This window comes from Aerococcus sp. Group 1, assembly GCF_000193205.1.
GTDB lineage: Bacteria > Bacillota > Bacilli > Lactobacillales > Aerococcaceae > Aerococcus > Aerococcus urinae_A.
In genome coordinates, this window is the sequence record NC_015278.1 from 1140930 (window position 1) to 1165562 (window position 24633).

Annotated in this window: 22 protein-coding genes; all 22 read right to left on the reverse strand. The window is 38.9% G+C overall.

Annotated features, from left to right (window positions below):
• Positions 1-31: 31 nt before the first annotated feature.
• On the reverse strand, positions 32-559 hold the full coding sequence (gene lepB / locus HMPREF9243_RS05265; protein WP_013669657.1) for a signal peptidase I: 528 nt from the start codon (positions 557-559) through the stop codon (positions 32-34).
• A 17-nt stretch (positions 560-576) separates the two neighbouring features.
• Complete coding sequence (locus tag HMPREF9243_RS05270; protein WP_013668699.1) at positions 577-2070, reverse strand: S41 family peptidase; 1494 nt, start codon at positions 2068-2070, stop codon at positions 577-579.
• Between the two features lie 140 nt (positions 2071-2210).
• Positions 2211-2432: a YozE family protein gene (locus tag HMPREF9243_RS05275; protein WP_013669591.1), complete on the reverse strand. Its 222-nt coding sequence runs from the start codon at positions 2430-2432 to the stop codon at positions 2211-2213.
• A 1-nt stretch (position 2433) separates the two neighbouring features.
• Positions 2434-3066 carry a DUF2140 family protein gene (locus HMPREF9243_RS05280; RefSeq protein ID WP_013670130.1) on the reverse strand — a complete coding sequence of 211 codons (633 nt, stop codon included), beginning with the start codon at positions 3064-3066 and terminating at the stop codon, positions 2434-2436.
• Between the two features lie 18 nt (positions 3067-3084).
• Positions 3085-3585: a dihydrofolate reductase gene (locus HMPREF9243_RS05285; RefSeq protein WP_013669394.1), complete on the reverse strand. Its 501-nt coding sequence runs from the start codon at positions 3583-3585 to the stop codon at positions 3085-3087.
• Between the two features lie 41 nt (positions 3586-3626).
• The gene (locus HMPREF9243_RS05290) at positions 3627-4568 is read right to left on the reverse strand and encodes a thymidylate synthase (protein ID WP_013669103.1); all 942 of its coding nucleotides are present in this window, start codon (positions 4566-4568) and stop codon (positions 3627-3629) included.
• Between the two features lie 73 nt (positions 4569-4641).
• Positions 4642-6558 carry an ABC-F family ATP-binding cassette domain-containing protein gene (locus tag HMPREF9243_RS05295; protein ID WP_013670057.1) on the reverse strand — a complete coding sequence of 639 codons (1917 nt, stop codon included), beginning with the start codon at positions 6556-6558 and terminating at the stop codon, positions 4642-4644.
• Positions 6559-6630: 72 nt separating this feature from the next.
• Positions 6631-8313 (reverse strand): formate--tetrahydrofolate ligase, encoded by a 1683-nt coding sequence (locus tag HMPREF9243_RS05300; protein WP_013668973.1) that lies wholly within the window; start codon positions 8311-8313, stop codon positions 6631-6633.
• 248 nt (positions 8314-8561) lie between these two features.
• Entirely contained in the window at positions 8562-9395 is an 834-nt protein-coding gene (locus tag HMPREF9243_RS05305; protein ID WP_196793319.1) for a hypothetical protein, read from the reverse strand.
• Positions 9368-9631 (reverse strand): hypothetical protein, encoded by a 264-nt coding sequence (locus tag HMPREF9243_RS05310; RefSeq protein WP_041706097.1) that lies wholly within the window; start codon positions 9629-9631, stop codon positions 9368-9370. The genes HMPREF9243_RS05305 and HMPREF9243_RS05310 overlap by 28 nt, the downstream gene beginning before the upstream one ends.
• Positions 9632-9732: 101 nt before the next feature.
• Positions 9733-10074: a type II toxin-antitoxin system PemK/MazF family toxin gene (locus tag HMPREF9243_RS05315; protein WP_013669240.1), complete on the reverse strand. Its 342-nt coding sequence runs from the start codon at positions 10072-10074 to the stop codon at positions 9733-9735.
• On the reverse strand, positions 10074-10295 hold the full coding sequence (locus HMPREF9243_RS05320; RefSeq protein ID WP_013669547.1) for an AbrB family transcriptional regulator: 222 nt from the start codon (positions 10293-10295) through the stop codon (positions 10074-10076). The genes HMPREF9243_RS05315 and HMPREF9243_RS05320 overlap by 1 nt, the downstream gene beginning before the upstream one ends.
• Before the next feature lie 69 nt (positions 10296-10364).
• A complete protein-coding gene (lepA, locus tag HMPREF9243_RS05325; protein WP_196793349.1) occupies positions 10365-12185 on the reverse strand; it encodes a translation elongation factor 4 in 1821 nt (606 codons plus the stop codon).
• Positions 12186-12523: 338 nt separating this feature from the next.
• Positions 12524-13950 (reverse strand): IS3 family transposase gene (locus HMPREF9243_RS10295; protein ID WP_101560582.1). Its coding sequence is split into 2 segments (ribosomal slippage): positions 12524-13440 and positions 13440-13950, totalling 1428 coding nucleotides; the frame shifts between segments, so codons are not numbered across the junction.
• 110 nt (positions 13951-14060) lie between these two features.
• On the reverse strand, positions 14061-15221 hold the full coding sequence (dnaJ, locus tag HMPREF9243_RS05345; RefSeq protein ID WP_013669474.1) for a molecular chaperone DnaJ: 1161 nt from the start codon (positions 15219-15221) through the stop codon (positions 14061-14063).
• A gap of 71 nt (positions 15222-15292) precedes the next feature.
• Entirely contained in the window at positions 15293-17110 is a 1818-nt protein-coding gene (dnaK, locus tag HMPREF9243_RS05350) for a molecular chaperone DnaK (RefSeq protein WP_013669794.1), read from the reverse strand.
• Between the two features lie 21 nt (positions 17111-17131).
• Positions 17132-17794, reverse strand: coding sequence for a nucleotide exchange factor GrpE (grpE, locus tag HMPREF9243_RS05355; protein WP_013668838.1), 663 nt, complete (start codon positions 17792-17794; stop codon positions 17132-17134).
• Between the two features lie 4 nt (positions 17795-17798).
• Complete coding sequence (gene hrcA, locus HMPREF9243_RS05360; protein ID WP_013669798.1) at positions 17799-18869, reverse strand: heat-inducible transcriptional repressor HrcA; 1071 nt, start codon at positions 18867-18869, stop codon at positions 17799-17801.
• Positions 18870-19176: 307 nt separating this feature from the next.
• On the reverse strand, positions 19177-20133 hold the full coding sequence (gene ribF / locus HMPREF9243_RS05365; RefSeq protein WP_013669069.1) for a riboflavin biosynthesis protein RibF: 957 nt from the start codon (positions 20131-20133) through the stop codon (positions 19177-19179).
• Positions 20134-20363: 230 nt separating this feature from the next.
• The gene (truB, locus tag HMPREF9243_RS05370; protein ID WP_231286945.1) at positions 20364-21071 is read right to left on the reverse strand and encodes a tRNA pseudouridine(55) synthase TruB; all 708 of its coding nucleotides are present in this window, start codon (positions 21069-21071) and stop codon (positions 20364-20366) included.
• A gap of 14 nt (positions 21072-21085) precedes the next feature.
• Complete coding sequence (gene recQ, locus HMPREF9243_RS05375) at positions 21086-22876, reverse strand: DNA helicase RecQ (protein ID WP_013669366.1); 1791 nt, start codon at positions 22874-22876, stop codon at positions 21086-21088.
• 202 nt (positions 22877-23078) lie between these two features.
• Positions 23079-24560, reverse strand: a complete 1482-nt coding sequence (locus tag HMPREF9243_RS05380; RefSeq protein ID WP_013668772.1) for an aldehyde dehydrogenase family protein — start codon at positions 24558-24560, stop codon at positions 23079-23081.
• Positions 24561-24633 lie beyond the last annotated feature (73 nt).

The following is a 24633-nucleotide window of genomic DNA, read 5'->3' on the forward strand; positions in this document are numbered from 1 at the left end:
AAACTGCCTTCTCATCCATTCGATTATTCTATTACTCAATTCGGCCGGCTTCATCAAAAGGCCAAATCCTCCAATTGACTTCTCCGTAAATGAGATCACCAGCTACTGGCCCAAAAGCACGGCTGTCCTTTGAAACTGGTCGATTATCTCCCATTACAAAATAGGAATCTTCGGGAACTTTTTCAATAGTAAAATTTTCAGTCACTAATTTTCCGGGATTTTCGGCTTTTAATTCATTGAGATAAGGCTCATCGTACGCTTGGTCATTAATATATAATTGATTATCACGATATTCCACCTTGTCTCCTGGCATACCTATAACTCTTTTGATATATTTATCCCCGCTATTATCCGGAGCATCTAATACAACGATATCAAAACGATCCACATCCCCCAGGCGGCTAACGATGAGATGCTGGCCATCCTCCGTTGTGGGATTCATAGAGGCCCCTCTAACAGTAAATTGAAAACCGATGAAATGGCGAATCCCTAGATAGAGTAAGAGGGCAACCGCTACAATAATAATGATTTCTCCAATACCACTAAGAAATTTCTTCATCAATCTAAAACCTTCTTCTATTGTGCATGCTCAAGTAAATAGTCAACAGCTTTATCTTTTTGGGTATCGTGGGCTAAAATATAATCTCTTAACGCACGAGTTAAGGCTTGCGCAGTTTCATCATTCACTTGACCAGTTTTTTCAAGCTCATGATCTGCTTGGAAAGCCCCCAGGGCTGTCTGAGTCTGTTCATCAAATTTCCCTTGTACTTGATCAGATTCCAGATAGCCTAATAAGGCAAGTTGCGCTTGGATATTTTTTATTTTATCAGATTCTTCCCCTAATTGGTAATTTTGACTGCCATCAACTAAGGAAAGTTCTGAATAATCAGGGAGTTTGGCTTCGATATCTGGGCTAATACCTTGCTTATGGATCCAAGACCCATCAGGAGTTAACCAATGAGCATAAGTTATTTTTAATTGGTCCTTATCATCCAATTTGACCACTGTTTGTACGGTACCCTTACCAAAACTTTGACTGCCAATGACTGGAATATGGGCAGATTGCTGTAAGGCACCTGCTAGAATCTCAGAGGCACTTGCACTCCCCCTATCAATCAAGATGACACTGGGTTCATCAATTTTAAAGTCTCCCATCTTGCTTTTATCGGCTTGAATTTTCTTCCGATTGCCCTGGCTATCTTCAATTTGAACAATAGTATCTCCGTCGGCTAAGAAGTAATTTGAAATTTGAATTGCTGAACTGAGTAAGCCCCCAGGATTGCCACGAACATCGAAGATAAAGGATTTAACACCTTCTTCACGCATGCTTTTGACCGTTTCCTGAACATCTTTAGCGGTAGGTTCAGAGAAAGAAGAAATTTGAATGAGACCAATTTCGGGATGGCCTTCAATTTGATGACTATAGACCGTCTGCAAGGGAATTTCTGCTCGAGTTAAGGACAGCTCTTGTTGGTCGCCACCGCGTTCAATCACTAGTTGGACTTGGCTTCCCGCTTCTCCTCGGATCATATTAGCCGCTTCTTGGGCATTTTTCCCTTCCAAAGATTCACCATTAACACTTTTAATGATGTCGTCGGTTTGTATGCCTGCCTTTTCAGCTGGGCTACCCTTAATGGGGCTAATGACTACAATTTGATTATCCCTTACTGTAATTTGGGCGCCAATACCTTCAAAATTAGCCTCAATGGTTTGGTCTAATTGAGAAGATTCATCGCCATGCAAGTAAGTCGTATAGGGGTCATCAACGGCTTCTGTCATTCCTTTTAAGGCACCTTCAATTAATTTTTCACGGTTCACATCACCAATGTAGCCATCAGTAATTAATGAAAATGTTTTTTGTAGTTTACTAATTTCCTGAGTAGACATGGTATTTTGAGCGTGAATTTGCCAAGGTAATCGTCCTGTGGTCAGATAATTAGTGACAAAGAAAGTCATTAAAGCTGTTAGAGCGATAGCTAATAAGGTTGATAAAAATCGCGTCCAAGATGATTTAGGGTTAAATTGACCTTCAGCGTTTGCCTTTTCAGAATTTTCTTCCTGCCCTTGCAAAATTTTCTCTTTTATTTCAGAGTCTGCTTGAGATTTTGAAGCATGGGAAGCTTGGCCATCTTCAGTTTTTTTTACTTCATTATTTTCTTGATTATCTGCTTGTTTTTATTTTCATCCGTCATATTTTCACTTCCTAGTCATTAGTCATTGTTGAGATAAGCTTGCCACAATTCATCAAATTGAGAAACCCACTGAGAGTAGCGACTATTTAACTCAATATAATCACTAATACTAGTAAAATCAGTAGCAGTTTTAGGAAAATCCCCATCAAGATAGATTAATTCAGCCAATTGGCTCTTGGAATCTTGACTTGTCCCACTACTATTGCGGTGTTTTTGAATATATTGATAAAATGGCTTCACTTTAATTTCTCTCTCCCAACTGGTCTAAGATTTGGCTAATTTTCTGTTCAGGAACACCTAATTGTAAAACAATTTGATCATTAGTCAAATCGATTGCTTCAACCTCAAAAGCAATGCCTTCCTTTGCTAGTAGTTCTTTTATAGAAATAATGATCGATTCTGATTCAGTATCAACAGCTAAAGGCAAGTCACTAGGCATTATCTTGGAAAGAATGGGTAAAAAGAGATTTAAAGGAAGATCTAAGGATAGTATTGAGAAATTAACTACTTTCAAACTAAGATTGCCACTGGAATGGACCTCAGGGCGAGTAGTTAAGGTGTAAGCAAGGGATTGGTTTAAAAGCTGAATTTTCCCTTTTATAACGATCGCGTCCTGATTATTTTCCAAAAGAAAAGACAGGTCTTCTTGGTTGAGAAGACGGACCAGGTGGTCAAGGGTCATCGTTAATTTAACTGGAACCATTGCCTGGTCAGAACTCTTGGGCCGATTTACTTGGATTTTATCCTGGTATGTGTTTACTTGACTATTTTGATAGATATAAAAATAAGCAGAAGCAAATAAGAGCGCCAAAAAGGTAAGCAAGCTTAAAAATGCAATTTTCCATGGATTTCTTTGCTTCTTTTTATTCTCCACCGTAGAACCTCCCTAGTCTCATTTCTTTCTTTCCCAAAATTCAAACTGGTAATGATATTTCGATTTGCTATTAAGATCTTGGTCAACAGTCGCATAGCGTCTAAATTGGCTCAGATCAGGATTAAAGCTAGTATCCCCTTCAACATTTTCAGCGATATTAGTAATGCGAAGCTCATCTAAATACGGCCAGAATAAGCGGTAAATTTCTGCTCCTCCGATAACCATAACATCCTCTGCTTTAGCTAGCTCGATAATCTCATCCATCTGGTTAATGATTTGAACCTGATCCTTATTATCAGCATTAACCCCCGGTAAGCTTTTCTTTCGGGTCAAAATGTAATTTTTCCGCTCCTTTAGGGGGCGGTTTCCCATCGACTCGAAGGTTTTTCGGCCCATAACTACTGTCTTATGCAGGGTTTCTTGCTTAAAAAATTTCATATCTTCGCTAATATGCCAAGGAAGTTGGTTATTTTTTCCTATAATGCCATTAGCCGCATGGGCCCATATAGCTATTAACATGATAGCCTCCTTTTATCCATACATTTTCAATCAGCCTAAATCTATACAGCCACTGGAGCTTTTATTGGAGTCTGAGGATGATAATTATTCAATACGATATCATCCTTTTCAAGGTCAAACATGGATTTATCACTTTTTATTTCAAGCTGAGGTAATTGACCAGGTTGACGACTTAATTGTTCTTTTACCTGGTCGAAATGATTATTATAGATATGAACATCACCAAAAGTATGAACAAAGTCCCCGACTTCCAAGCCAACTTCACGGGCAATTAAATGGGTTAATAAAGCATAGGATGCAATATTAAAAGGAACCCCTAAAAAGACATCGCCACTTCTTTGATAGAGTTGGCAAGAAAGCTTGCCGTCATTAACGTAAAATTGACTTAAGGTATGACAGGGAGGCAAGGCCATATTAGGGACATCTTCTGGATTCCAGGCGGATAAGATGATCCGGCGGGAATCAGGGTTATTTCTAAGCTGCTCTAGAATATTCGCAATTTGATCGATAGAGCCCCCATCACGAGTTTCCCAATCCCGCCACTGTTTGCCATAGACATTGCCTAATTCACCATATTTTTTAGCAAAGTCTTCATCATTAAGGATCTTTTGACAAAAGTCTGCTTTAACTTTCAAATATTCTGCTTTAAATTCTGGGTCCTTTTCTGCCCGTAAACCAAAATTAGTCATATCTGGGCCCTGATAGTCCTCACTGTTTACCCAGTTTTCGAAGGCCCACTCATCCCATATATGGTTATTATTTTCTAATAAATAACGAATATTAGTGTCTCCTCTTAAAAACCAGAGAAGTTCACTCTTTATCAGTCCAAAGGCTACCTTTTTAGTTGTCAAAATCGGAAAACCTTCTCTTAGATCAAAACGCATCTGATAACCAAAAATTGAACGCGTGCCAACACCAGTACGGTCGGACTTGTCATGGCCTTTTTCTAAAATGGTCTGTAACAAGTCTAAATATTGCTTCACTACTTTTCCCTCCAATGATCATATTAAGGCTTCATAGTACCACAGAGTCTCCCTTAAAACTTCGTATCTTAAGTTAAGGTTTCAATTCACTCAGATAATCCCAATATTCCATTTTTTCTAGCAAATTATTTTCTTTGCTTTCTTTTTCTTTTTGCAATTCAGCTAACTTTCCGTAGTCAGATCCATTTGCTAACATATCGTTATCTATCCTTTGGATATCACTCTCTAACTGGTCAATTTGACTCTCAATAACTTGCCAATCTTGCTTTTCTTTATAGGTCATTCTTTTCTTACTACTTTGACTAGCTTCAGAGGCATTACTTTTATGTGAATCATCACTTTTTTGAACTTGACTTTGTTTTGAAGAATGGCCAATTTTGGTTTTTCCTTTATGCTCCCTTTCATAGTCAGTAAAATTTCCAAAAAATAGTTGGCAAGATTTATCCTTATGAACAATTAATAATTTATCAACCGTTTTATCTAAAAAGTAGCGATCATGGCTAACCGTCAACATCGCTCCTGGAAATTGAGCCAGATAATCCTCTAAGACTGTTAAAGTATCAATATCTAAGTCATTGGTGGGTTCATCTAGGAATAAGACATTAGGCCGTTCCATTAATAAGCGCAAAAGATACAAACGTTTTTTTTCACCACCGGACAATTTAGCAATTAATTGACCATGACTTTCCCGGTTAAATAAAAAAGTTTCTAACATTTGCGATGCTGACAGTTTACGTCCATCATCATAAACAATTTCATCAGCGACTTCACTGATATAGTTAATTAGGCGCTTATCTTCTGGTAAATCAGTGGGCACTTGCTGAAAATAAGCAATCTTAACAGTAGGACCAATCTCAATCTGCCCACTTAAAGGAGGAAGTATTCCCGCAATGGTATTTAATAAGCTGGTCTTACCGACTCCATTCTCTCCAATAATACCGATCCGGTCGCGATTTTGGATTAGTAAATTAATATCTTCAAGTAAAGGCTGGCGTCTATCATAACCCACACTAACGTCTTCTAGAGAAATAACTTTTTTCCCTAAGCGTTCTTGATCAAAGTCTAGTTGAACGGAACCTTGAAGAGACCGGTGCTGATTTAAGTCCTCTTTAAGATCATTAAACCGATTAATACGGGCCTGCTGTTTGGTAGATCTGGCCTTAGCCCCTTGGCGCATCCAGGCCAACTCCTGCTTATACAATTTTTTTTGCTTCGCTTGATTAGCGGCTTCAACATCTAACTCAACGGCACGTTTATTCAAGTAATCTTGATAATTTCCCTGGTATTCAGTCAATTTCCCTCTATCTAAGGCAAATACCCGTTGGGCTACCGTGTCCAGGAAGTAACGGTCATGGGTAACAATAACCACTGATTTTTTATAATTATTAATATAATTTTCCAGCCACTTGACCATTTCAAAATCCATGTGGTTAGTCGGTTCATCCAACAATAAAAGATCAGGTTCATCGATTAATACTTTAGCCAATCCCAACCTGCGTTTTTGGCCCCCGCTTAAATGCCCTACCTTTTGATAGAGATCCTTGAGTTCCAACTTAGTAAGGATAGTTTGAATATTTGTATCTAACTGCCAAGCATCTAAGCGATTCATTTCGCTTTCCCAATGTGAAAATTTCCTTTGTTTCTTTTCATCATTAGGATCTTGAGACAGAGCCTGTGTGGCTTGTTCATAGGCTTTAACTGTTTTGACTAAGGGACTATCTCCAGAATATACCGCTTCAAAGAGGCTTTGCTGATCATCCAAATCCGGGTTTTGACTAACTAAACCGATGGAATAATCGTTACTATGCTCGATCGTTCCGCTATCCAAATGATCCTTACCGGCTAAAATTTTTAATAAGGTGGACTTCCCTGATCCATTGGGGCCGATCAAGGCAATATGGTCGCCTTCACGAATTAAAAAAGATACATCATCAAGTAACTGCTTGATGCCATATGTTTTACTCCAATTTTTAGCTAAGTAATCTTGCAAAATAATCGCTCCTCTTTTAACTTCTGTTTCATTCTAGCACAACTCATTGACTTGGGCATAGTCAGCGAATAACTAGAAAAGTCCATTAATCTTCCCTTGATTATCAATGGACATCTTGAGAGCAGCTGGTTGCTTAGGTAAACCTGGCATGGTTAAAACATTACCCGTCAAAGCAACAATGAAGCCTGCCCCTAGCTTAGGAACTAACTCGCGAATATGTAGGGTGAAATTCTCTGGAGCGCCTAGCAATTTAGGATCATCACTCAGGGAATATTGGGTTTTTGCCATACATATCGGTAAGTGATCCCAGCCGTTTTTCTTAATAGCCGCTAATTGTTTCTTAGCCTCGGCTGAATATTCAACACCCACCCCGCCGTATATTTTTTGATTAATTACTTGAATTTTTTCTTCAACGCTCAATTGATTAGCTTGATAAAGGGGTTGAAAGTGAGTATTTTGCTCTCCATCAATGGAGTCGATCACGGCTTGACCAAGGTCAAGCGCCCCTTGGCCTCCTTTTTCCCAGACATCTGCCAAGTAAGAAGGCGCCTGCTCTTTTTGACAGAGCTCTTTTATCAGTTCAATCTCTTCATCAGCATCGTCCTTAAAGTGATTAATAGCTACTAAAACAGGGACTTGGTAGGATTTCATAATTTGAATATGTCGAGCTAGGTTAGCGAAGCCTTTTCTAACTGCCTCGACTCTATCTTCTAAAGCTGCATTTTTATCCAAATCAGGATTGCCGTGATGTTTTAAGGCTCTTGCAGTAGCCACGATAACTACGGCATCGGGAGATTTTTCTAAGATAGGAACCTTGATATCCATAAATTTCTCGGCCCCTAAGTCAGCTCCAAAGCCAGCTTCAGTTATCACATAATCTGCTAAACGAAGAGCTGTATCGGTTGCAATCACTGAATTACAGCCGTGGGCAATATTGGCAAAAGGCCCCCCATGAATCAACGCTGGCATATGTTCAAGAGTTTGCACTAAATTAGGTAAAATAGCATCCTTCATTAATAAGGACATGGCACCAGAACAGCCTAAATCTTTTACTGTAATCGCTTCTTGGTCTCGAGTATAGCCAATCACAATTTTATCGAAGCGTTGACGTAATTCATCAAGATTTCTAGAAAGGCAAAGGATTGCCATAATCTCTGAGGCAACGGTAATATCAAAACCATCTTCGCGTACATAGCCATTACCAGGACTCCCCAGGCCAACCACAATATGGCGTAGCACCCGGTCATTCATATCCATGACCCGCTTCCAAGTAATGCGTCGGCTATCGATGCCTAATTGGTTACCTTGTTGGATATGATTATCAATGATTGCTGATAAAAGATTATTGGCTTGGGTAATCGCGTGGAGGTCACCTGTGAAATGCAAATTAATATCTTCCATAGGTACAACCTGGGCATAGCCTCCACCAGCTGCCCCGCCTTTTAATCCCATTGTCGGTCCCAGTGAGGGTTCTCTTAGGGCGATCATAGCTTTTTTATCTAAGCGTCTTAGGGCATCACCTAAGCCAATAGTCAAGGTAGATTTTCCTTCGCCTGCAGGGGTAGGATTAATCGATGTTACTAAAATTAGCCTACCTTTTTTATTATCTTTTAATTTTTCAAGGGCTTGATGGTTAATTTTAGCCTTATCATGGCCATAAGGAATCAGATCCTCTTCGCTTAAATTGACTTCTTTGGCAATCTCTTTAATAGGTAAAGACTTATTAGCTTGTGCAATTTCGATATCCGTTAACATGTTATAACCTCATTTCACTGCTTAGTAGTTAAATTATACTATAGGAATTTAACTTGAGCCTTAAGAAAATAATTTTCTATTTTAAAATTAAAAACTTAAGCTTTGACTATGTCGATCAGGGAACGAGGTCCCTATTTTAGCTACGGTATTAACCAAGAAAAATGGTGTCGACGAGGAATTTAAGTCCTCAGTCAACACCAGAATTTCATATCCGTTTATACTTAGTCCGTATTAATAAGCTCATTCTCCTAATAACGTAACAAGGCATAAGTAGACGTCTCTGAAACAGAGCTAGCAGGAACAACTGAAATCTCCCCTCCATTTATAATGGTTTGATGGATTAATTCATCAATCAAACTCGCATAAGTCGACGACTCTCCATAGAATATTATTAGCTCAGCAATCCGCCCTTCTTTAGCGGCAAGCTGAATATCCTCAACTTCTTCCATAAGGAGAGAAGCTCCCCTAGCCTCTTCAATATTATCTTCTATGGTTTTAACATTGTCTTTAGCTAGTGGTGAAAGAGTCTCAGCTAAAAGCTCTTTAATTCTTTGGTGGCTTTCGCCGCTAATGGGCTGCTCAATCGCTGTATCCAAGTAAACCTTCGAGGAAGATTCCTTTTTAAAGGCAGCTATATTCTCCTTGGTTCCAGCTAATAATATTTTTCTTTCCACTTCCTTAGCCAGTTTGTCAAATTCTTGATCTAGGTAGCTGAAATATTTATCACGATCTCTTTCAACTTGGGCGGACTTGCTTTGATTAGAATGAATAGACCCTTGACCCCTAGATATCGTTTGCTTGTTTTCGGAATCATTATCATCATAAATATCGTAAAATGAACTTTTGATTTCATCAATTTCAGTCGGTTCATAAGAATACTGGTCAGCTAAGTATAATTGAACTTGGTCTTTAGCAATATCGGCCAAAATTACATCAAAAGCTTCCTCATAGTAAGCTAATAAGGGAACCAAATGGAAATAATCTCCTACATAGGCGATTTCCTCTTGCTCTTGCCGTAATCTAAAGATCTCAATCAACTGATCACTAGCTAATATCACCAAGCCCTCTTTATTTTTTGCCAAAAATCGACTTTTTCATCAATTAATTTAGACAAATGATCAAAAGTCCTTTGCCAATCACTATCGTGATAATTAGTCTCTAATTGAGTCTTGACTTCATTGAGTAAATTTTCATAACGGATAGGATCTTGCTGATTTTCCGGAGCAGCTCGATGGGTTGGCATATATATTGAAATTTTCGGGATCCCCTTTTCAGCGTTGGCTTTAACTACACGATATAAACGTTTGTCGACAGTCATAGTAGTCTCCTTTCCTTAAGCGCTTCAACTTCTATATCTACTATAAAATAAATATTGGCTTTTTACTAACGGAAAGGGCTTACTTTAAAATAATCAAATGGTTAAAAGTCAAAATTATATTGAATCAGTTGTTTAATAAGATGGAAATCTTTCTTAGACATTCTTTCGATGTATTGAATTTCTCTTCCACCAGCTTCAGTCACATCTAAAGAATACATTTGCTGGGTCATCACTTGACCTGTCGTTTGGTAGCCCTTAAGTCTTAAATGAGTTTTAAGTTTCCTTTTTGTATTGGTTATCGGGCAGACAATAACAAAATGGGTGGCATGGTTGTAGTCATCGGAGGAAACAATTAAAGCTGGCCGGCGTTTTTGAATTTCGTGACCCTTGGAAGGGTTAAAATTAATCCAGACAATGTCTTTTTGCCGTGGTTGGTAGGCCATCAGTCCACCTCCTTATGATCGTAATCATCCCAGGCCTCTCCCAGGTAAAATTCCCCATCACAAGCATGACGATAAGGGTTATCTACCCGAGGAAGTAAAATAAAGCTATCTTCTTGATCGCTATTTTCCTTTAAAGTCCATTGACTATATTCTTTAAATATTTCTTCATTTGGCAGCAGTAAAGCAGGCCCCTCTTCAGTGTGAATAATTTTTAAATCCAAAATTTAGCCTCCTCAAGTTTAAGTCTTCATGTGAAAAAAGACCGCCTAAGCAGTCTTTTTTCTTTAACTCTATTTCTCATCATCCATATCCAAGATGGCCAGGAAGGCTTCCTGAGGCACTTCAACAGATCCTACTGCCTTCATGCGCTTCTTACCTTCTTTTTGTTTCTTCAACAGCTTCTGTCTTCTGGTGACGTCACCACCGTATAACTTGGCAGTAACATCTTTTCGGTAAGCCTTGATCGTGGTGCGGGCAATAATTTTATTGCCAATAGCTGCTTGAACAGGCACTTCGAACATTTGCCGGGGAATCACTTCTTTTAATTTTTCGGCTAGTTTACGACCGCGATCATAGGCAAAATCACGGTGAACGATAGTACTCAAGGCGTCGACAGGTTCTCCGCTCAGTAAGATATCGAGTTTGACTAAATTGCTCTTTTGATAACCAATCAGTTGATAGTCAAGCGAAGCATAGCCCTTGGTGCCGGATTTTAGACGGTCAAAGAAGTCAAAAATCACTTCATTCAGGGGCATTTCATAAATAATATTTACTCGAATATCATCCAGATATTCCATGTTGATAAAATTTCCTCGCTTTTGTTGGGCGAGTTCCATGACATTTCCAACAAAATCCTTAGGCACCATAATTTCAGCACGGACGTAAGGCTCTTCAATCCAATCAATTTGGGTATTATCTGGCATTTCAGAAGGGTTGGAGACTTCTACCATTTCCCCATCGGTTTTATAAACATGGTAAATAACCGATGGTGCAGTCATGATTAAATCAAGGTTGAAATCACGTTCGAGTCGTTCTTGAGTAACATCCATATGGAGCATACCTAAGAAACCACACCGATAGCCAAAACCTAAAGCTTGAGAAGATTCTGGCTCAAAGGTTAGAGAGGCGTCATTTAATTGCAGCTTTTCTAAGGCTTCTCTAAGCGCAACATAGTCAGCAGAATCTACCGGGTATAGACCACTATATACCATAGGCATCATGGGACGATAACCAGGTAAGGCTTCCGCTGCAGGACGATCCGCTAAAGTCACAGTATCACCCACCTTAGTATCTTGGATAGTCTTGATACTTGCAGTAATATAGCCAACATCCCCTGCCATTAAATAATCCCGACTAATGGGGTGAGGCGACATAATTCCTAAGTCAGTGACATCAAACTGCTTACCATTACTCATCAGTTCAATGGTATCACCAGGTTTTACTATGCCGTTTTCAATCCGCACACTAAGAACGACTCCCCGATAAGAATCATAGACGGAGTCGAAAATCAGTGCCTGGAGAGGCGCTTCGATATCCCCTTGGGGAGCAGGTATTTTAGTCACAATTTGTTCCAGGATTTCCTCAATACCAATCCCAGTCTTAGCACTACACAAGACTGCCTCGCTGGCATCAATACCAATAATATCCTCAATTTCAGTTCTAACATATTCAGGATTAGCTGCAGGTAGATCGATCTTATTGATGACTGGCACTAACTCTAAATCATTATCCACTGCTAAATAAGCATTTGCCAAAGTTTGAGCTTCAATCCCTTGAGCCGCATCAACCACCAAAAGCGCCCCTTCACAGGCTTGCAGACTCCGTGATACTTCATAGGCAAAATCGACGTGTCCAGGTGTATCAATCAAATGGAAGATATATTCTTGGCCATCTTTTGCTTGGTACTCTAATTCAACGGCATTTAGTTTAATAGTGATGCCACGTTCTTGCTCTAAATCCATTGAATCTAGTAGTTGATCATGCATTTCGCGGTCAGAAACCGTCCCAGTCATTTGCAAAATACGGTCAGCCAAAGTCGATTTACCGTGGTCAATATGGGCCACAATCGAAAAATTTCTAATGCGTTTCTGTCTTTCTTTTAATTCATTCATATCAATTGCTTTTGTCACTCGTTTGCTCACTTCCTTATCTAATCTATAAAGATTCTAACCTTCATTATAACATATAGCAGCTTTGTGATCAGATGATATATTACACAAAACATGAAAAACTGTTGTTGTTAGTAAAAATAAAAACCGTAACCTCCATAAATAAATATGGTGACCCCAATAAGTTGGACTTTATATATAGTGAGTTGGCCTTTGGCCAGCTCTTTTTTGTTGCTTACAGTTCTTGCTTATTTCTTGCCGACACATTTACTCAGAAATTTAAACTTGTCAAGAGGAAGAGCGTAGCGGCTCTTGATAAGTTTAAAGTTTATGTGTAATCATTAAGCGGCGAAAGAAGCGTGATGAAGACGAAATTCTATAGGACTCCTAAAATCTAATTTTTCTTTGATTCTTTCACCATTGTAATAGATTATAAAATCTTCAATCGCTTGTGCTAATTCTTCAAAGGAATGATAAGTCCGACCATAGTAGACTTCTTGTTTTAGTAGACTAAAGAAATTCTCCATTGGCGAATTATCTAAGCAATTTCCTTTACGAGACATACTTTGAAAAATTCGGTGATCCTTCAAGAGCCGGGTGTAACTTTTCATTTGATAGGCCCAGCCCTGATCAGAATGAAAGGTTCTTCTGTATGGACATAATTTACTTGCTTCAATGGCAGCTTGTAGCCCCTCCAACATGCTTTGTCCATTAGGCTGATGTGTTATCTTAAAAGAAATAATTTCTCGATTAAATAGATCCATGTAAGGATCTAAATAGAGTTTTCCAGTTTGATAATTCCCAGAATCATCGGCATAGTAGTATTTAAATTCTGTTGTGTCTGTTGTTATTTTTTGATAAGGAATGGTCGAATCAAACCGCCGGTTGATACGATTTGGCGCTATCTCTCCAATCGTTCCTTTGTAGGAATTATATTTTCTTGTCTTTCTAGTATAGCTAGTGACCTGTATCCCCATAATTTTCATTAGGCGTTGAACTTTGTTTTTACTGACCTTATAACCACGGGAAAGCAGTTCAGCTCGCATTCTTCGATAACCATAATCCTTATGGGTTTCTCTGATGTCTTTCATTTCCTCTTTTAAATCGGCATCCTTATCAATTTCCTCATCTTTATTTTTCCAATAAAAGTAGGTCGATTTAGGAAACTTTAAAACGCTAAGAATATCTTTTAAAGCATATTTTTCATCATGGAGACGTGTGATTTCGGTCACTATTTCTTCTTTTCTCGCTTGACTCTTTGAGCCACACGTCTCCTCAATCCTTTTAAAAATTTGTTCTCAATTTCTAAATCCGTAATCCGTTGTTCAAGTTCCTTTATTTTTGCTTCACTTAACTGATTGGTTTCGCTGCTATCCTTTATTTGATTGATTTGTGATTTCTTTTTAGACACTTTAGGTGGCCTTCCTTTCCTCGCGGAAAGGCCATCAAGTCCTCTTTCATGATAAGCTCTTCGCCAATTAGCGATTAGACTTGGATTATTCATGTTTAATGAATTGGCCAATTCGCGATAACTCATTTCCGTACTTTCATACAATTCTATCGCATTTAATTTGAATTCAACAGTATAAACCTGTTGAGTCCGCCTTTTCTTTAAACCATCTACACCAAATTCATAATAGTTATTAACCCACCTTCGTAAAATAGAAGGATCTATTCCTGCTTTATTAGCTAAGGTTCGATAACTTCCTTTTTTCGCAATATAGTCTCCTACTAAATTCAGTTTAAATTCTAATGAATATTTAGACATAAAAATAACCCCCAAAAGTTGAATTCTTAGTCCAACTTTTGGGGGTCACTACAAAAGGGTCACGGTTTTTTTAATTAAGATTAAATACGTTTTAATTAGCAAGACTGCCTTTATGAAAAGGCATCCTTAATTTTATCAAAGAAATTCTTCTCTTCTTCAGTAATATTATTACCTGATGCTTTAGCAAAATCACGAAGAGCAGCTTTTTGTTTATCATTTAGATGTTTAGGTGTGATGATCTTAATATTTACTAATTGATCTCCATTGCGGTCACGGTTTAAGACTGGGGCGCCTTTGCCACGTAAACGGATGGTATCGCCACTTTGTGTACCAGCAGGAATTTTAAGGTTAACTTTGCCGTGAACGGTTGGAACCTCAACTTCATCACCCAGAGCGGCTTGGGCAAAGTTTAGAGGCAAGTCAATACTAATTTGCGACCCTTTTCTTTGGAAGATATTGCTTTTAGCTACCCGGAAGACCACATAGAGGTCACCGGCTGGCCCCTTATTGTAGCCAGCTGAACCTTGTCCGGAAAGACGAATCGATTGCCCATCTTCTACACCGGCTGGAACCTTCACTTTAACCGTATGGGTCTTCTCTTCTCGACCGCTTCCTTGGCAATTAGTACATGGGTCTTCGATAATCTTACCCTCACCTTGACACTGGCTACAGGTGGTTTGACTAGCCATTTGTCCAAATGGGGTATTTCTTACTTGTTGAACTACCCCTTGGCCATTACAGGTTGGACAAGTTTTCTTGGACGTTCCCGGCTTAGCACCAGAGCCTTCACATACCTGGCAAGCTTCTTCACGTTTATATGAGATCGTTTCTTCCTTACCAAAGATAGCTTCTTCAAAGCTTAAATCCATGGTGTATTGTAAGTCGTCCCCACGGCGAGGTGCAGTCCTAGACCGTTGACTAGCAGATGAGCCAAAGCCACCAAAGCCACCTTGACCACCAAAGAACTGATCGAAGATATCTTCAAAGCCAGAGAAACCTTGTCCTGAGTAGGATTGATAACTTCCATTGCCAAAGCCACCGAAGCCACCATTTGCACCAGCATGACCAAACTGATCGTATTGTTTCCGTTTATTTTCGTCACTTAAAACTTCATATGCTTCCGTTACTTCTTTATATTTTTCTTCAGCACCGGGATCATGGTTTAAGTCAGGATGGTATTTTTTTGCTAGTTTACGGTAAGCACGCTTGATATCTTTCTGGCTGGCGTCTTTACTGACACCTAAAATGTCATAGTAATCTCCTTTAGCCATATTTTACCCCCTTATCCTCGATACAATAGTTTGTCCCTGCCTTAAGACAGGGACAAGCCTACTATAGTCGATTATTTATCGTCATTTACTTCCTCGAAGTCACCTTCAACAGTACCATCATCATTATTATCTTGATTTTCACTTTGGCCTTCTGCTTGATTTGCTTCGTAAAGTTTTACCGTTAATTGTTGAAGAACTTCCATTAATTCGTCCTTCTTAGCTTCCATCTCATCAGTATTTCCAGCTTCTTGGGCAGCCTTTAGTTCGTCTTTTAATTGGTTGGCTTTATCAATATCTGCTTGATCCGCTTTGCCTTCAACATCTTTAGTAGTTTTTTCAGTTTGATGGATGATTTGTTCAACTTCATTCTTCAATTCTGCTTCTTCTTTACGCTTGTTATCTTCTTCAGCGTTAGCTTCAGCATCTTTCATCATGCGGTCAATTTCTTCATCGGTTAAACCAGAATTGGATTGAATGGTAATCGCTTGTTCCTTACCGGTGCCTTTATCTGTGGCTGAAACATTAACGATCCCGTTTTTGTCAATATCAAATTTCACTTCGATTTGAGGGACACCACGAGGAGCTGGGTTAATATCAGTTAATTGGAAACGACCTAAAGTCTTGTTGTCAGCAGCCATAGGACGTTCACCTTGTAAGACGTGGATATCTACAGCGGGTTGGTTATCTGCAGCCGTTGAAAAGACTTGAGATTTAGACGTTGGGATAGTCGTGTTCCGATCAATTAATTTGGTAAAGACTCCACCCATGGTTTCAATACCTAAGGATAGTGGCGTAACGTCGAGTAAGACAACGTCTTTAACGTCACCAGTAATCACACCACCTTGAATAGCAGCACCCATAGCAACCACTTCATCAGGGTTAACACCACGGTGTGGGTCTTGACCAGTTAATTCTTTAACATGGTCAACCACTGCAGGAATACGGGTAGAACCACCAACTAAAATCACTTGGTCAATATCTGACTTGGATAAATCAGCATCAGCTAAGGCTTGTTGAACAGGTTTAGTAGTCCGGTCAACTAAGTCATCAGTAAGTTCATTGAATTTTGCCCGAGTTAAGGTTAATTCTAAGTGTAATGGGCCACTTTCACCAGCAGAGATGAATGGTAGGCTGATTTGTGTAGAGGTAACTCCGGATAAATCCTTTTTCGCTTTTTCTGCAGCATCTTTTAGACGTTGCATAGCCATTTTGTCATTGGAAAGATCAATCCCATTATCCTTCTTAAATTCTTCAACTAAGTAATCCACAATGCGTTGGTCAAAGTCATCCCCACCTAATTTATTATCACCGGCAGTAGATAAAACTTCAAAGACTCCGTCACCGAGTTCTAAGACAGAAACGTCAAAGGTCCCGCCACCTAGGTCAAAGACTAGGATTTGTTCGTCTTTATCATCTTTGTCTAAACCATAAGCTAAAGCAGCTGCAGTAGGTTCGTTAACAATCCGTTCAACTTCTAAGCCAGCAATTTTACCAGCATCTTTGGTTGCTTGACGTTGGGCGTCATTAAAGTAAGCTGGAACAGTAATAACAGCTTTACTTACACTTTCTCCTAAGTAATCTTCAGCGTAGCCTTTTAGGTATTGTAAGATCATAGCAGAAATTTCTTCTGGGGTGTAATCTTTGTCATTGACATGAACCTTGTAACCGGATTCCCCCATATGACGTTTAATCGAAGCAACTGTATTCGGGTTTGTCACCATTTGGCGTTTAGCGACTTCTCCTACTTGAATTTCGCCATCTTTAAAAGCTACTACAGAGGGTGAAGTACGATTGCCTTCTGGGTTAGTAATAATTACTGGTTCTCCACCTTCTAATACTGAAACGGCAGAATTTGTAGTTCCTAAGTCAATTCCTATAATTTTACTCATTATTTATTATCTCCTTTTTTATTATTGTGCAACGACTACCATAGCTGGTCTTAAGACACGGTCTTTGATGACATAGCCTTTTTGATAGACTTCAACTATAGTATCTGATACTTGACCGTCATCGGCAGGAACAGATGAAACAGATTGGTGGAAGTTAGGATCAAACTTTTCGCCTTTAGGATCAATCGTTTTTATTTCTTCATCATTAAAGGCACTTTGAATACTTTCCAATACCATTTCAATGCCGCGTTTCATCCTGCGACTCGCTTCATCATCTGCTTCAATAGTCAAGGCCCGTTCTAAGTTATCAACTGCACCTAAGAGTTTTTCAGCTAAATGTTGGGAACGGTACTTAGCAGCATCTTGTCTTTCCTTATTATTTCTTCTTTGAATATTCTTAATTTCTGCAGATAAGCGAAGAATTTGATCATTTTTTTCTTCAAGTTCTTTCTTTATACTTTGAAGTTCACTCTCTTTATCATTCTCATGGACTTCTTTATCTTCATCTGCGGTTTTATTTTTCTCATCATCAGCCAGGTTTTCTGGCTCATTATCCTTATCGGCTTTATTATTTTGATTTTGTTCCAAATCTTGAGCCTTGTTTTTATCCTGGACTAACTTTTCATCTTCATGTATATTTTCTGGGTCAACATCCTGATTGTTCTTATCATGAACTTTGCTCATCTGTTTACCCCTCCTCTTTATCATTTTTATAATATGAATCGATATAGTGATTGAGCTGTAGTCTCACACCTTGAAATAGTTGAGCCATACGCAGGTAAGACATATTTTCTGGGCCGAGAATAGCCACAGAAATCGTTTGTTGATCATTATTACCACCAACAAAATTGGTAGCCATAATAGATAAACGATTGAGGCCATCAGCCTGCATATCCTTACCTACCTTCACTTGAATCCCTTGATCACCCGGATCAATGAGTGTATCTAATAAGTTAGGATTAGCAAATAGACGATTTAAATTCTCTACCTGTTGATAAGCATCACTTTGATAGAGATGATTATAAAGATTTGCCTTACCTTTAACAAAGACGCGTGAGGCATCAATTTTTTTAAGTAAATCTTCGATTATACTTCCTTCATAAAGTAAACGTCGAATTGATTCATCAAAATAGGACATATAGTTACTTTTAAGGCGTACAAGAACGCTAGGAAGACTTAAACCAATTAAATCACGGTTAATAATATTTGCCATATCCTCTAAAGCTTCCATAGATACACTGTCTGGCAAACGATAGATTTGCGTTTCCACTGTCCCTTCTTCTGTCACTAAGACAAGCATCACTTGCCGGCTAGTTACCGGTACAAAGCGAAAGCCCGCTAAATGATAATGGTAAGCGTCGGGTCCTAAAGAAATCGCCACATAGTTAGTTAGCTCAGCTAATAGTTCAGTTGAGCGATTGACAATTTCATCTAAAGCCAAGTAAGGTGATTGAAATATTTCACTCACCTTTTCATTTTCCGCTTCACTTAATCCACTATCGATAATTCCACCGTTCTTGGGAAGAATATAATTAATGTAGAAGCGGTAGCCGGCTTCAGTTGGCACTCTTCCGGAAGACGAGTGCATCTTTTTAATCAAATCAAGTTTTTCAAGTTTTGCCATATCATTTCTAATAGTTGCAGAACTTGCCTCAAGGCCAGTCAGTTTTAGAATCGATTTAGAGCCAATCGGTTCTTCACTTTGACTATAGGCGTCAACAATCGCTTTTAAAATAATAATTTGTCTTTTACTTAACATCTTATCACCTCTTTTAGCACTTGACAGCTCCTTCTGCTAACATATTTATATACTAACATGGTTAAGTGCATATGTCAATAAAAGTCAAACTGTTTTTCAAAGGATTTCCTAGTCAATTCAATTCCTATTTTGACCTTTAACAAAACGATTTCATAGATAAAGTTAAAAGATAGCCCTTACTTAGTAATAACAGCTGGCAGTGATGACTTACTAGCGACTCAACGTTTACCTTGAATCGGTCCCTAGCCTCATACAAAAATGACAAAATAAAAAAAGTTGGCAAAATTGATACCAACTTTTAGAGAATTTAATTTTGATAATTTTCATATTTTTGTAGACGACTTAGACAGTCACTTTTATCTTGATTCAACTGTTCCACCATAGCCTCTACACTAGAGAATTTCTTTTCACCCCGTAAATATTCGTACCAAAATACCAGCATTTCTTCACCATAAATTTCTGATTCAAAATCAAACAAGTTAATTTCAATGGTCTTGTCATTATCATCACCAAAAGTGACATTATATCCAATGGAAGCCATCCCCCAGAATAGCTGATGGTTGATCTGACATTGAACCAAATAAACACCCACTTTGGGAATTAAAGTACTGGCCTGGGTATAGATATTAGCCGTTGGAAAGCCTAGGGTACGACCTCGTTTAAAGCCGTTTATGACTAAACCACGGAAGAAATAAGGATAGCCCAGAGCCTGGTTCGCTTCTTCCAGTGATCCCTCAGTCAGCTCCTTGCGAATCTGTTTGGAAGCAATTTTATTATTATTTTCATTCAATACGGGGACTTCAATAATTTTGAAGCGATCTTCAGCGTAGTCTGGCAAGTTTTTCATATTGGCTATGGCTTTAGCACCATAGGTATAATCAAAGCCCGCAACAACTACCTTAGCATTTAAGCCAACCAGATAATTATCAACGAAAGCTTTGGGACTTTGATTAGAAAAGGCACTGGTATAATCAACTAAGTAAACCCGATCTACCCCAAAAGTCTCAAGCAAAAGCATCTTTTCTTGATTTTGCGTCAGGTATTTCATTTGATTAGGGTGAAGGTCTTGATTAACAATTAAAGGTGAAATATTAAATGTCATCACTGCTAATGGAAGCTTGCGTTTGAAGGCTTCCTTCCTTGCAGCTTTAATCACTGCTTGATGGCCACGATGGACGCCATCAAAAAAACCCAAAGCTAAAACGATACCCTCATTATTTTTAAGATTCTGATCTATGGGATGATGAATGGTTATTACTTGCATAAGACACCTCATTGTTAAAGTCATCAGTTATATCAGCATTTTTAACGGTTTCATTTGTTCTTCATCACTAGGATGTTGTCCATAAATAGCCATGAGACCTTGCTGGCCATAAAAAGCCACCGGCAATTGGTCTCGATATTCTTCGACCAAATTATTTTTGTTTAGAACCGCTCCATTGCTGACGAGTTTTTCTAATTTGCCACTAATCTCTATATGAGCTAAGTCTTGGATTAAAAAATCGATGGGAAAAATAAAATCATTTTTCCTTGACTAATTTGATCTTCAATTTCAGATAAAGTAAAGCATTGTGATTGGGTAAAGGGGCTTGAGGCTATCCGAATAAGGTCAGTCATGGTCGCAGCATAGCCTAGTGACTCTCCTAGGTCTGAAGCAAGGGTCCTCACATAGGTCCCCTTGCCACAACGGACGCGGAAATTAAAACTTTGCACTTGCTGGTCTTGATCGTATCGGCAGGGCTTTAGAAGGTCAAATTCATAGATATTAACCAGTCTTTTCGGGCGGTCAACCTTTTCACCATGACGGGCATAGTCATATAACTTTCGGCCGTTAACTTTAACAGCCGAATACATGGGAGGGACTTGAGTAATTGTACCTAACATACTATCCATAGCTTTTTGAATAAGCTGTCCATCGACAGCTTCTTTCACAGGCGTTTGGCGAACAATTTTTCCGTCCAAATCTTCTGTTTCTGTTTGAAAGCCTAAGGTAATTTCTCCTTGATAGACCTTTTCCTTATCAGTGATCCAATTAGCCATTTTTGTCGCCTTATTCACACAAATAGGCAAAAGGCCGCTCACATTGGGATCCAAGGTGCCGGTATGGCCCACCCGTCTGGTCTTTAACAATTTACGTAAGGCATTGACACAATCGTGACTAGTCATCCCTCTTTCCTTCCATAAAGGAATTATGCCATCCATAGCTTCACCTCCTATTATTTAATACTTACAAAATCTTCAATTAACTGACAGAAGTCATCTGCATATTTATCTGCCTTTACTGGGCCTACTCCGCTAATATCAAGAAATTCCTGATAGTTCTTAGGCTTTATTTCCACCATATCAAGGAGACTCTGGTTATTAAAGATAATATAGGCAGGAACATTTTCTTCACTAGCTAAACTATAGCGTAATTCACGAAGTGCTTCAAATAATTCTTCATCTTCTGGCGATAAATGATCAGTCAGTGATTGAGCTTTCTGACTAGTCTTCGTTTTATTTTCTGATCGAATATAGGCAGATTCTTTAATATAAAGGCACTTATTTCCTTTTAGAATTGGGAGCGCCTTTTCCGTAAGGCTAAGTCCCTTATATTCATTAACCGCCAAGGCCCCTTCAGAAATTAATTGAGAAATAATATTCTTAATGGTTTGCTCATTCATATCTTTTAACAAAGCGTAGGTTGATAATTGGTCAAAATGTTTGTCTTTAATTTTTTGAAGTTTTTTCCCTTTTAAGACATCTGTGACTAGGGTCATGCCATAAGGATAAGCCATTCTAACAATACAAGAGAGGATCATTTGTCCTTCTCGGCTGACATCAACCTTTTTCACTTGCTGCAAACAATTGGAGCAATTTTGGCAATGGTCAGGAGCTTCCTGACCGAAGTAGGCTAAAATGTGTTGTCTCAAGCAGGAAGAGGTCGTTGCATAATTAATCATATCATTTAAACGACCTTCACTAGTGGGATCATTGCTTTGACTAATTAAAAATTTTGCGGTCAAGATATCCTTGGGGCTGTAGAGAAGAATGGCTCTAGCCGGCAAGCCGTCTCTGCCTGCCCGGCCTGCTTCTTGGTAGTAACTCTCTAAATTAGTGGGCAAGTTGTAATGGATCACCTGCCGAACATCAGGTTTATCAATTCCCATCCCAAAGGCATTGGTTGCCACAATAATATTAGTACGCTCATAGATGAAGTCATTTTGCGAAGCCATACGATCCGCTGGGCTCATTCCCGCATGATAAGCGCTCACCGGAAGTCCTTGGTCTCTTAACCATTCACTCAAACGGTCAACAGTTTTTCGAGAAGAAGCATAAATGATAGCTGCTTCTTCTTTATCTATTAAATCAATTACAGTCTTCTTCTTTGATTCTGGTTCCATAACCTCAAAAGTCAGATTGGGACGATCAAAGGAATTAATGAGGACATAGGGATTCTCAAGAGCCAATTGATGAATAATATCCTGTTGAACCCGATTGGTAGCTGTGGCTGTAAAGGCACTCACAACCGGTCGATGACTTAACTGGTCAATAAAGTTAGCAATCTCTCGGTAAGAGGCTCTAAAGTCGTGTCCCCATTGGGAAACACAGTGGGCTTCATCAATAGCTATTTGATCTAAGGGTAAGTCATTAGCTAATTGTAGAAAAGACTCGCTCTTTAACCTTTCTGGTGATACATAAATCAGCTTGACTTGTCCAGAATGGATCCTATCCAGGACAGCAAAATAATCCTCACTGGATTGACTGGAGTTGAGATAGACACTATGAATTCCGTGTTCATTAAGACTATCTACTTGGTCCTTCATTAATGAGATTAAAGGAGAGATTACTAAAGTAATACCAGGTAAGATTAAAGCAGGTAATTGATAGCAAATTGATTTGCCTCCGCCAGTGGGTAAAATCCCCAAACTATCGCGACCAGCTAGAATACTCTCAATGAGTTCCTTTTGTCCGGGGCGAAACGTTTTATAGCCAAAATATTTTTCCAAAGCATGCTCAATTAGCATAAAAACCTCCCTCTCCATCACGTTTTTTATTATAACAAATTTTCTAGAGACTTAGGGATATTTCACCTTTAAGATGCAAAGAAAAAAAGACTAGAAGTGCTACAACTTGTCTCTTTAACCAAGTGAAGTCGCACTTCTAGTCCTTGTTGTTTTACTATTTAATTAGCTTTTCTAGCTCTTCAGAGATCAACTGATCCAATAATTAATACATTCCTGATCTGCCATCAGCTAAATTAATATAGATATTTTTCGCTTGGGTATAGGCATTAAGAATCATTTTGTGGGTTTCTCGACCAATCCCTGAATCTTTGTAGCCTCCAAATGGTGCCCCAGCTTCAAAGCTATTATAGGTATTAATCCAAATTCGTCCTGTTCTTACTCCACGAGCTACCTTAAAGGCTGTGTCTAAGTTTTTAGTGAAAACACCGCCTGCTAAACCATAATCACTATCATTAGCAATACGGATGGCATCTTCAACATCTTTGAATTTAATCACAGTAGCAACGGGACCAAAAATTTCTTCTTGAGCCACCCGCATACTATTGTCTGCTAATAATAAAGTAGGTTCAAAATAATAGCCCTTTTCAAGGTCTCCTTCTGATGCTGAATGGCCACCGCTTATAATTTCAGCTCCTTCATCTAAAGCCACTTGAATATATTCGCTCACCTTTTGATGTTGAGCCTGACTAGCTTGGGCACCAAGTTGAGTGTCTTTTTCCCAAGGCAAACCAACTTTCACCTTTTTAAATTCTTCTTTTAAGCGACCGATAAATTCATCATAGATCGATTCTTGCACTAAAATTCGTGAACCTGCTGAGCACACTTCCCCTTGATTGAATAAGATACCCAATTGAGCTCCTTCTAGGGCTTGTTCCATATCCATATCTTCAAAGAAAATATTGGCCGATTTTCCACCTAATTCCAAGGTTGCTGGGATGAGGTTTTCAGCAGCTGAAATTCCTACTTGGCGGCCAACCGAAGTTGATCCAGTAAAGGCAATTTTATCAATATCTGGGTGGTGTTGGAGGTATTCCCCACTCTTTGATCCACTTCCAGTGATGATATTTAAAACCCCCTTAGGTAAGAGATCATTAATTAACTTAGCTAACTCTAGGATGCTTAGAGAAGTGGAAGAGGAGGGTTTTAATACAATAGTATCCCCTGCTGCTAAGGCTGGCGCTATTTTCCAAGCTGCCATTAAAAAGGGAAAGTTCCAAGGAATAATCTGGCCGACAACGCCAATTGGTTCCCGGAGAACCATGGATAAGGTATTGTCGTCAAGCATTTTAAAGTGATCTTCTTCGCTACGGATAACACTAGCAAAGTAACGAAAATGGTCAGCTGCTAAAGGAATATCAGCCCCTGCTGTTTCTCGAATCGGCTTACCGTTGTCCATGGTTTCAATTAGAGCCAGACGCTCTTGGTTATCTTCGATAACATCAGCAATTTGATTAAGAATTTTAGCTCTTTCTTTGACATCCGTTCTGCCCCACTTAGGAAAGGCTTGGCGGGCAGCTGCAACAGCTTGATTGACATCTTCCTCAGTAGCATCGGTAATTTCAGCTAATTTTTCGCCATTTGCCGGGCTATAATCTTCAATCGTCTCTTGACCGCTGCCATTAGTCCATTCACCATTAATTAACAATTGATAACGCTTTTCAAGTTTAAGGTTTTTAATATCCATTGTTATCTCCCTTTCATCTCAAAATACAGTTAAAAATTTAATTTCAGTATACCTAAAAAGCGCTTTCATTAAA

Coding starts and splice junctions, on each gene's coding strand:
- lepB (WP_013669657.1), bottom strand. CDS start 559: ATGAAGAAATTTCTTAGTGGTATTGGAGAAATCATTATTATTGTAGCG.
- HMPREF9243_RS05285 (WP_013669394.1), bottom strand. CDS start 3,585: ATGTTAATAGCTATATGGGCCCATGCGGCTAATGGCATTATAGGAAAA.
- HMPREF9243_RS05300 (WP_013668973.1), bottom strand. CDS start 8,313: ATGTTAACGGATATCGAAATTGCACAAGCTAATAAGTCTTTACCTATT.
- HMPREF9243_RS05310 (WP_041706097.1), bottom strand. CDS start 9,631: ATGACTGTCGACAAACGTTTATATCGTGTAGTTAAAGCCAACGCTGAA.
- HMPREF9243_RS05315 (WP_013669240.1), bottom strand. CDS start 10,074: ATGGCCTACCAACCACGGCAAAAAGACATTGTCTGGATTAATTTTAAC.
- lepA (WP_196793349.1), bottom strand. CDS start 12,185: ATGAATGAATTAAAAGAAAGACAGAAACGCATTAGAAATTTTTCGATT.
- dnaJ (WP_013669474.1), bottom strand. CDS start 15,221: ATGGCTAAAGGAGATTACTATGACATTTTAGGTGTCAGTAAAGACGCC.
- dnaK (WP_013669794.1), bottom strand. CDS start 17,110: ATGAGTAAAATTATAGGAATTGACTTAGGAACTACAAATTCTGCCGTT.
- grpE (WP_013668838.1), bottom strand. CDS start 17,794: ATGAGCAAAGTTCATGATAAGAACAATCAGGATGTTGACCCAGAAAAT.
- hrcA (WP_013669798.1), bottom strand. CDS start 18,869: ATGTTAAGTAAAAGACAAATTATTATTTTAAAAGCGATTGTTGACGCC.
- ribF (WP_013669069.1), bottom strand. CDS start 20,133: ATGCAAGTAATAACCATTCATCATCCCATAGATCAGAATCTTAAAAAT.
- truB (WP_231286945.1), bottom strand. CDS start 21,071: ATGGATGGCATAATTCCTTTATGGAAGGAAAGAGGGATGACTAGTCAC.
- recQ (WP_013669366.1), bottom strand. CDS start 22,876: ATGCTAATTGAGCATGCTTTGGAAAAATATTTTGGCTATAAAACGTTT.
- HMPREF9243_RS05380 (WP_013668772.1), bottom strand. CDS start 24,560: ATGGATATTAAAAACCTTAAACTTGAAAAGCGTTATCAATTGTTAATT.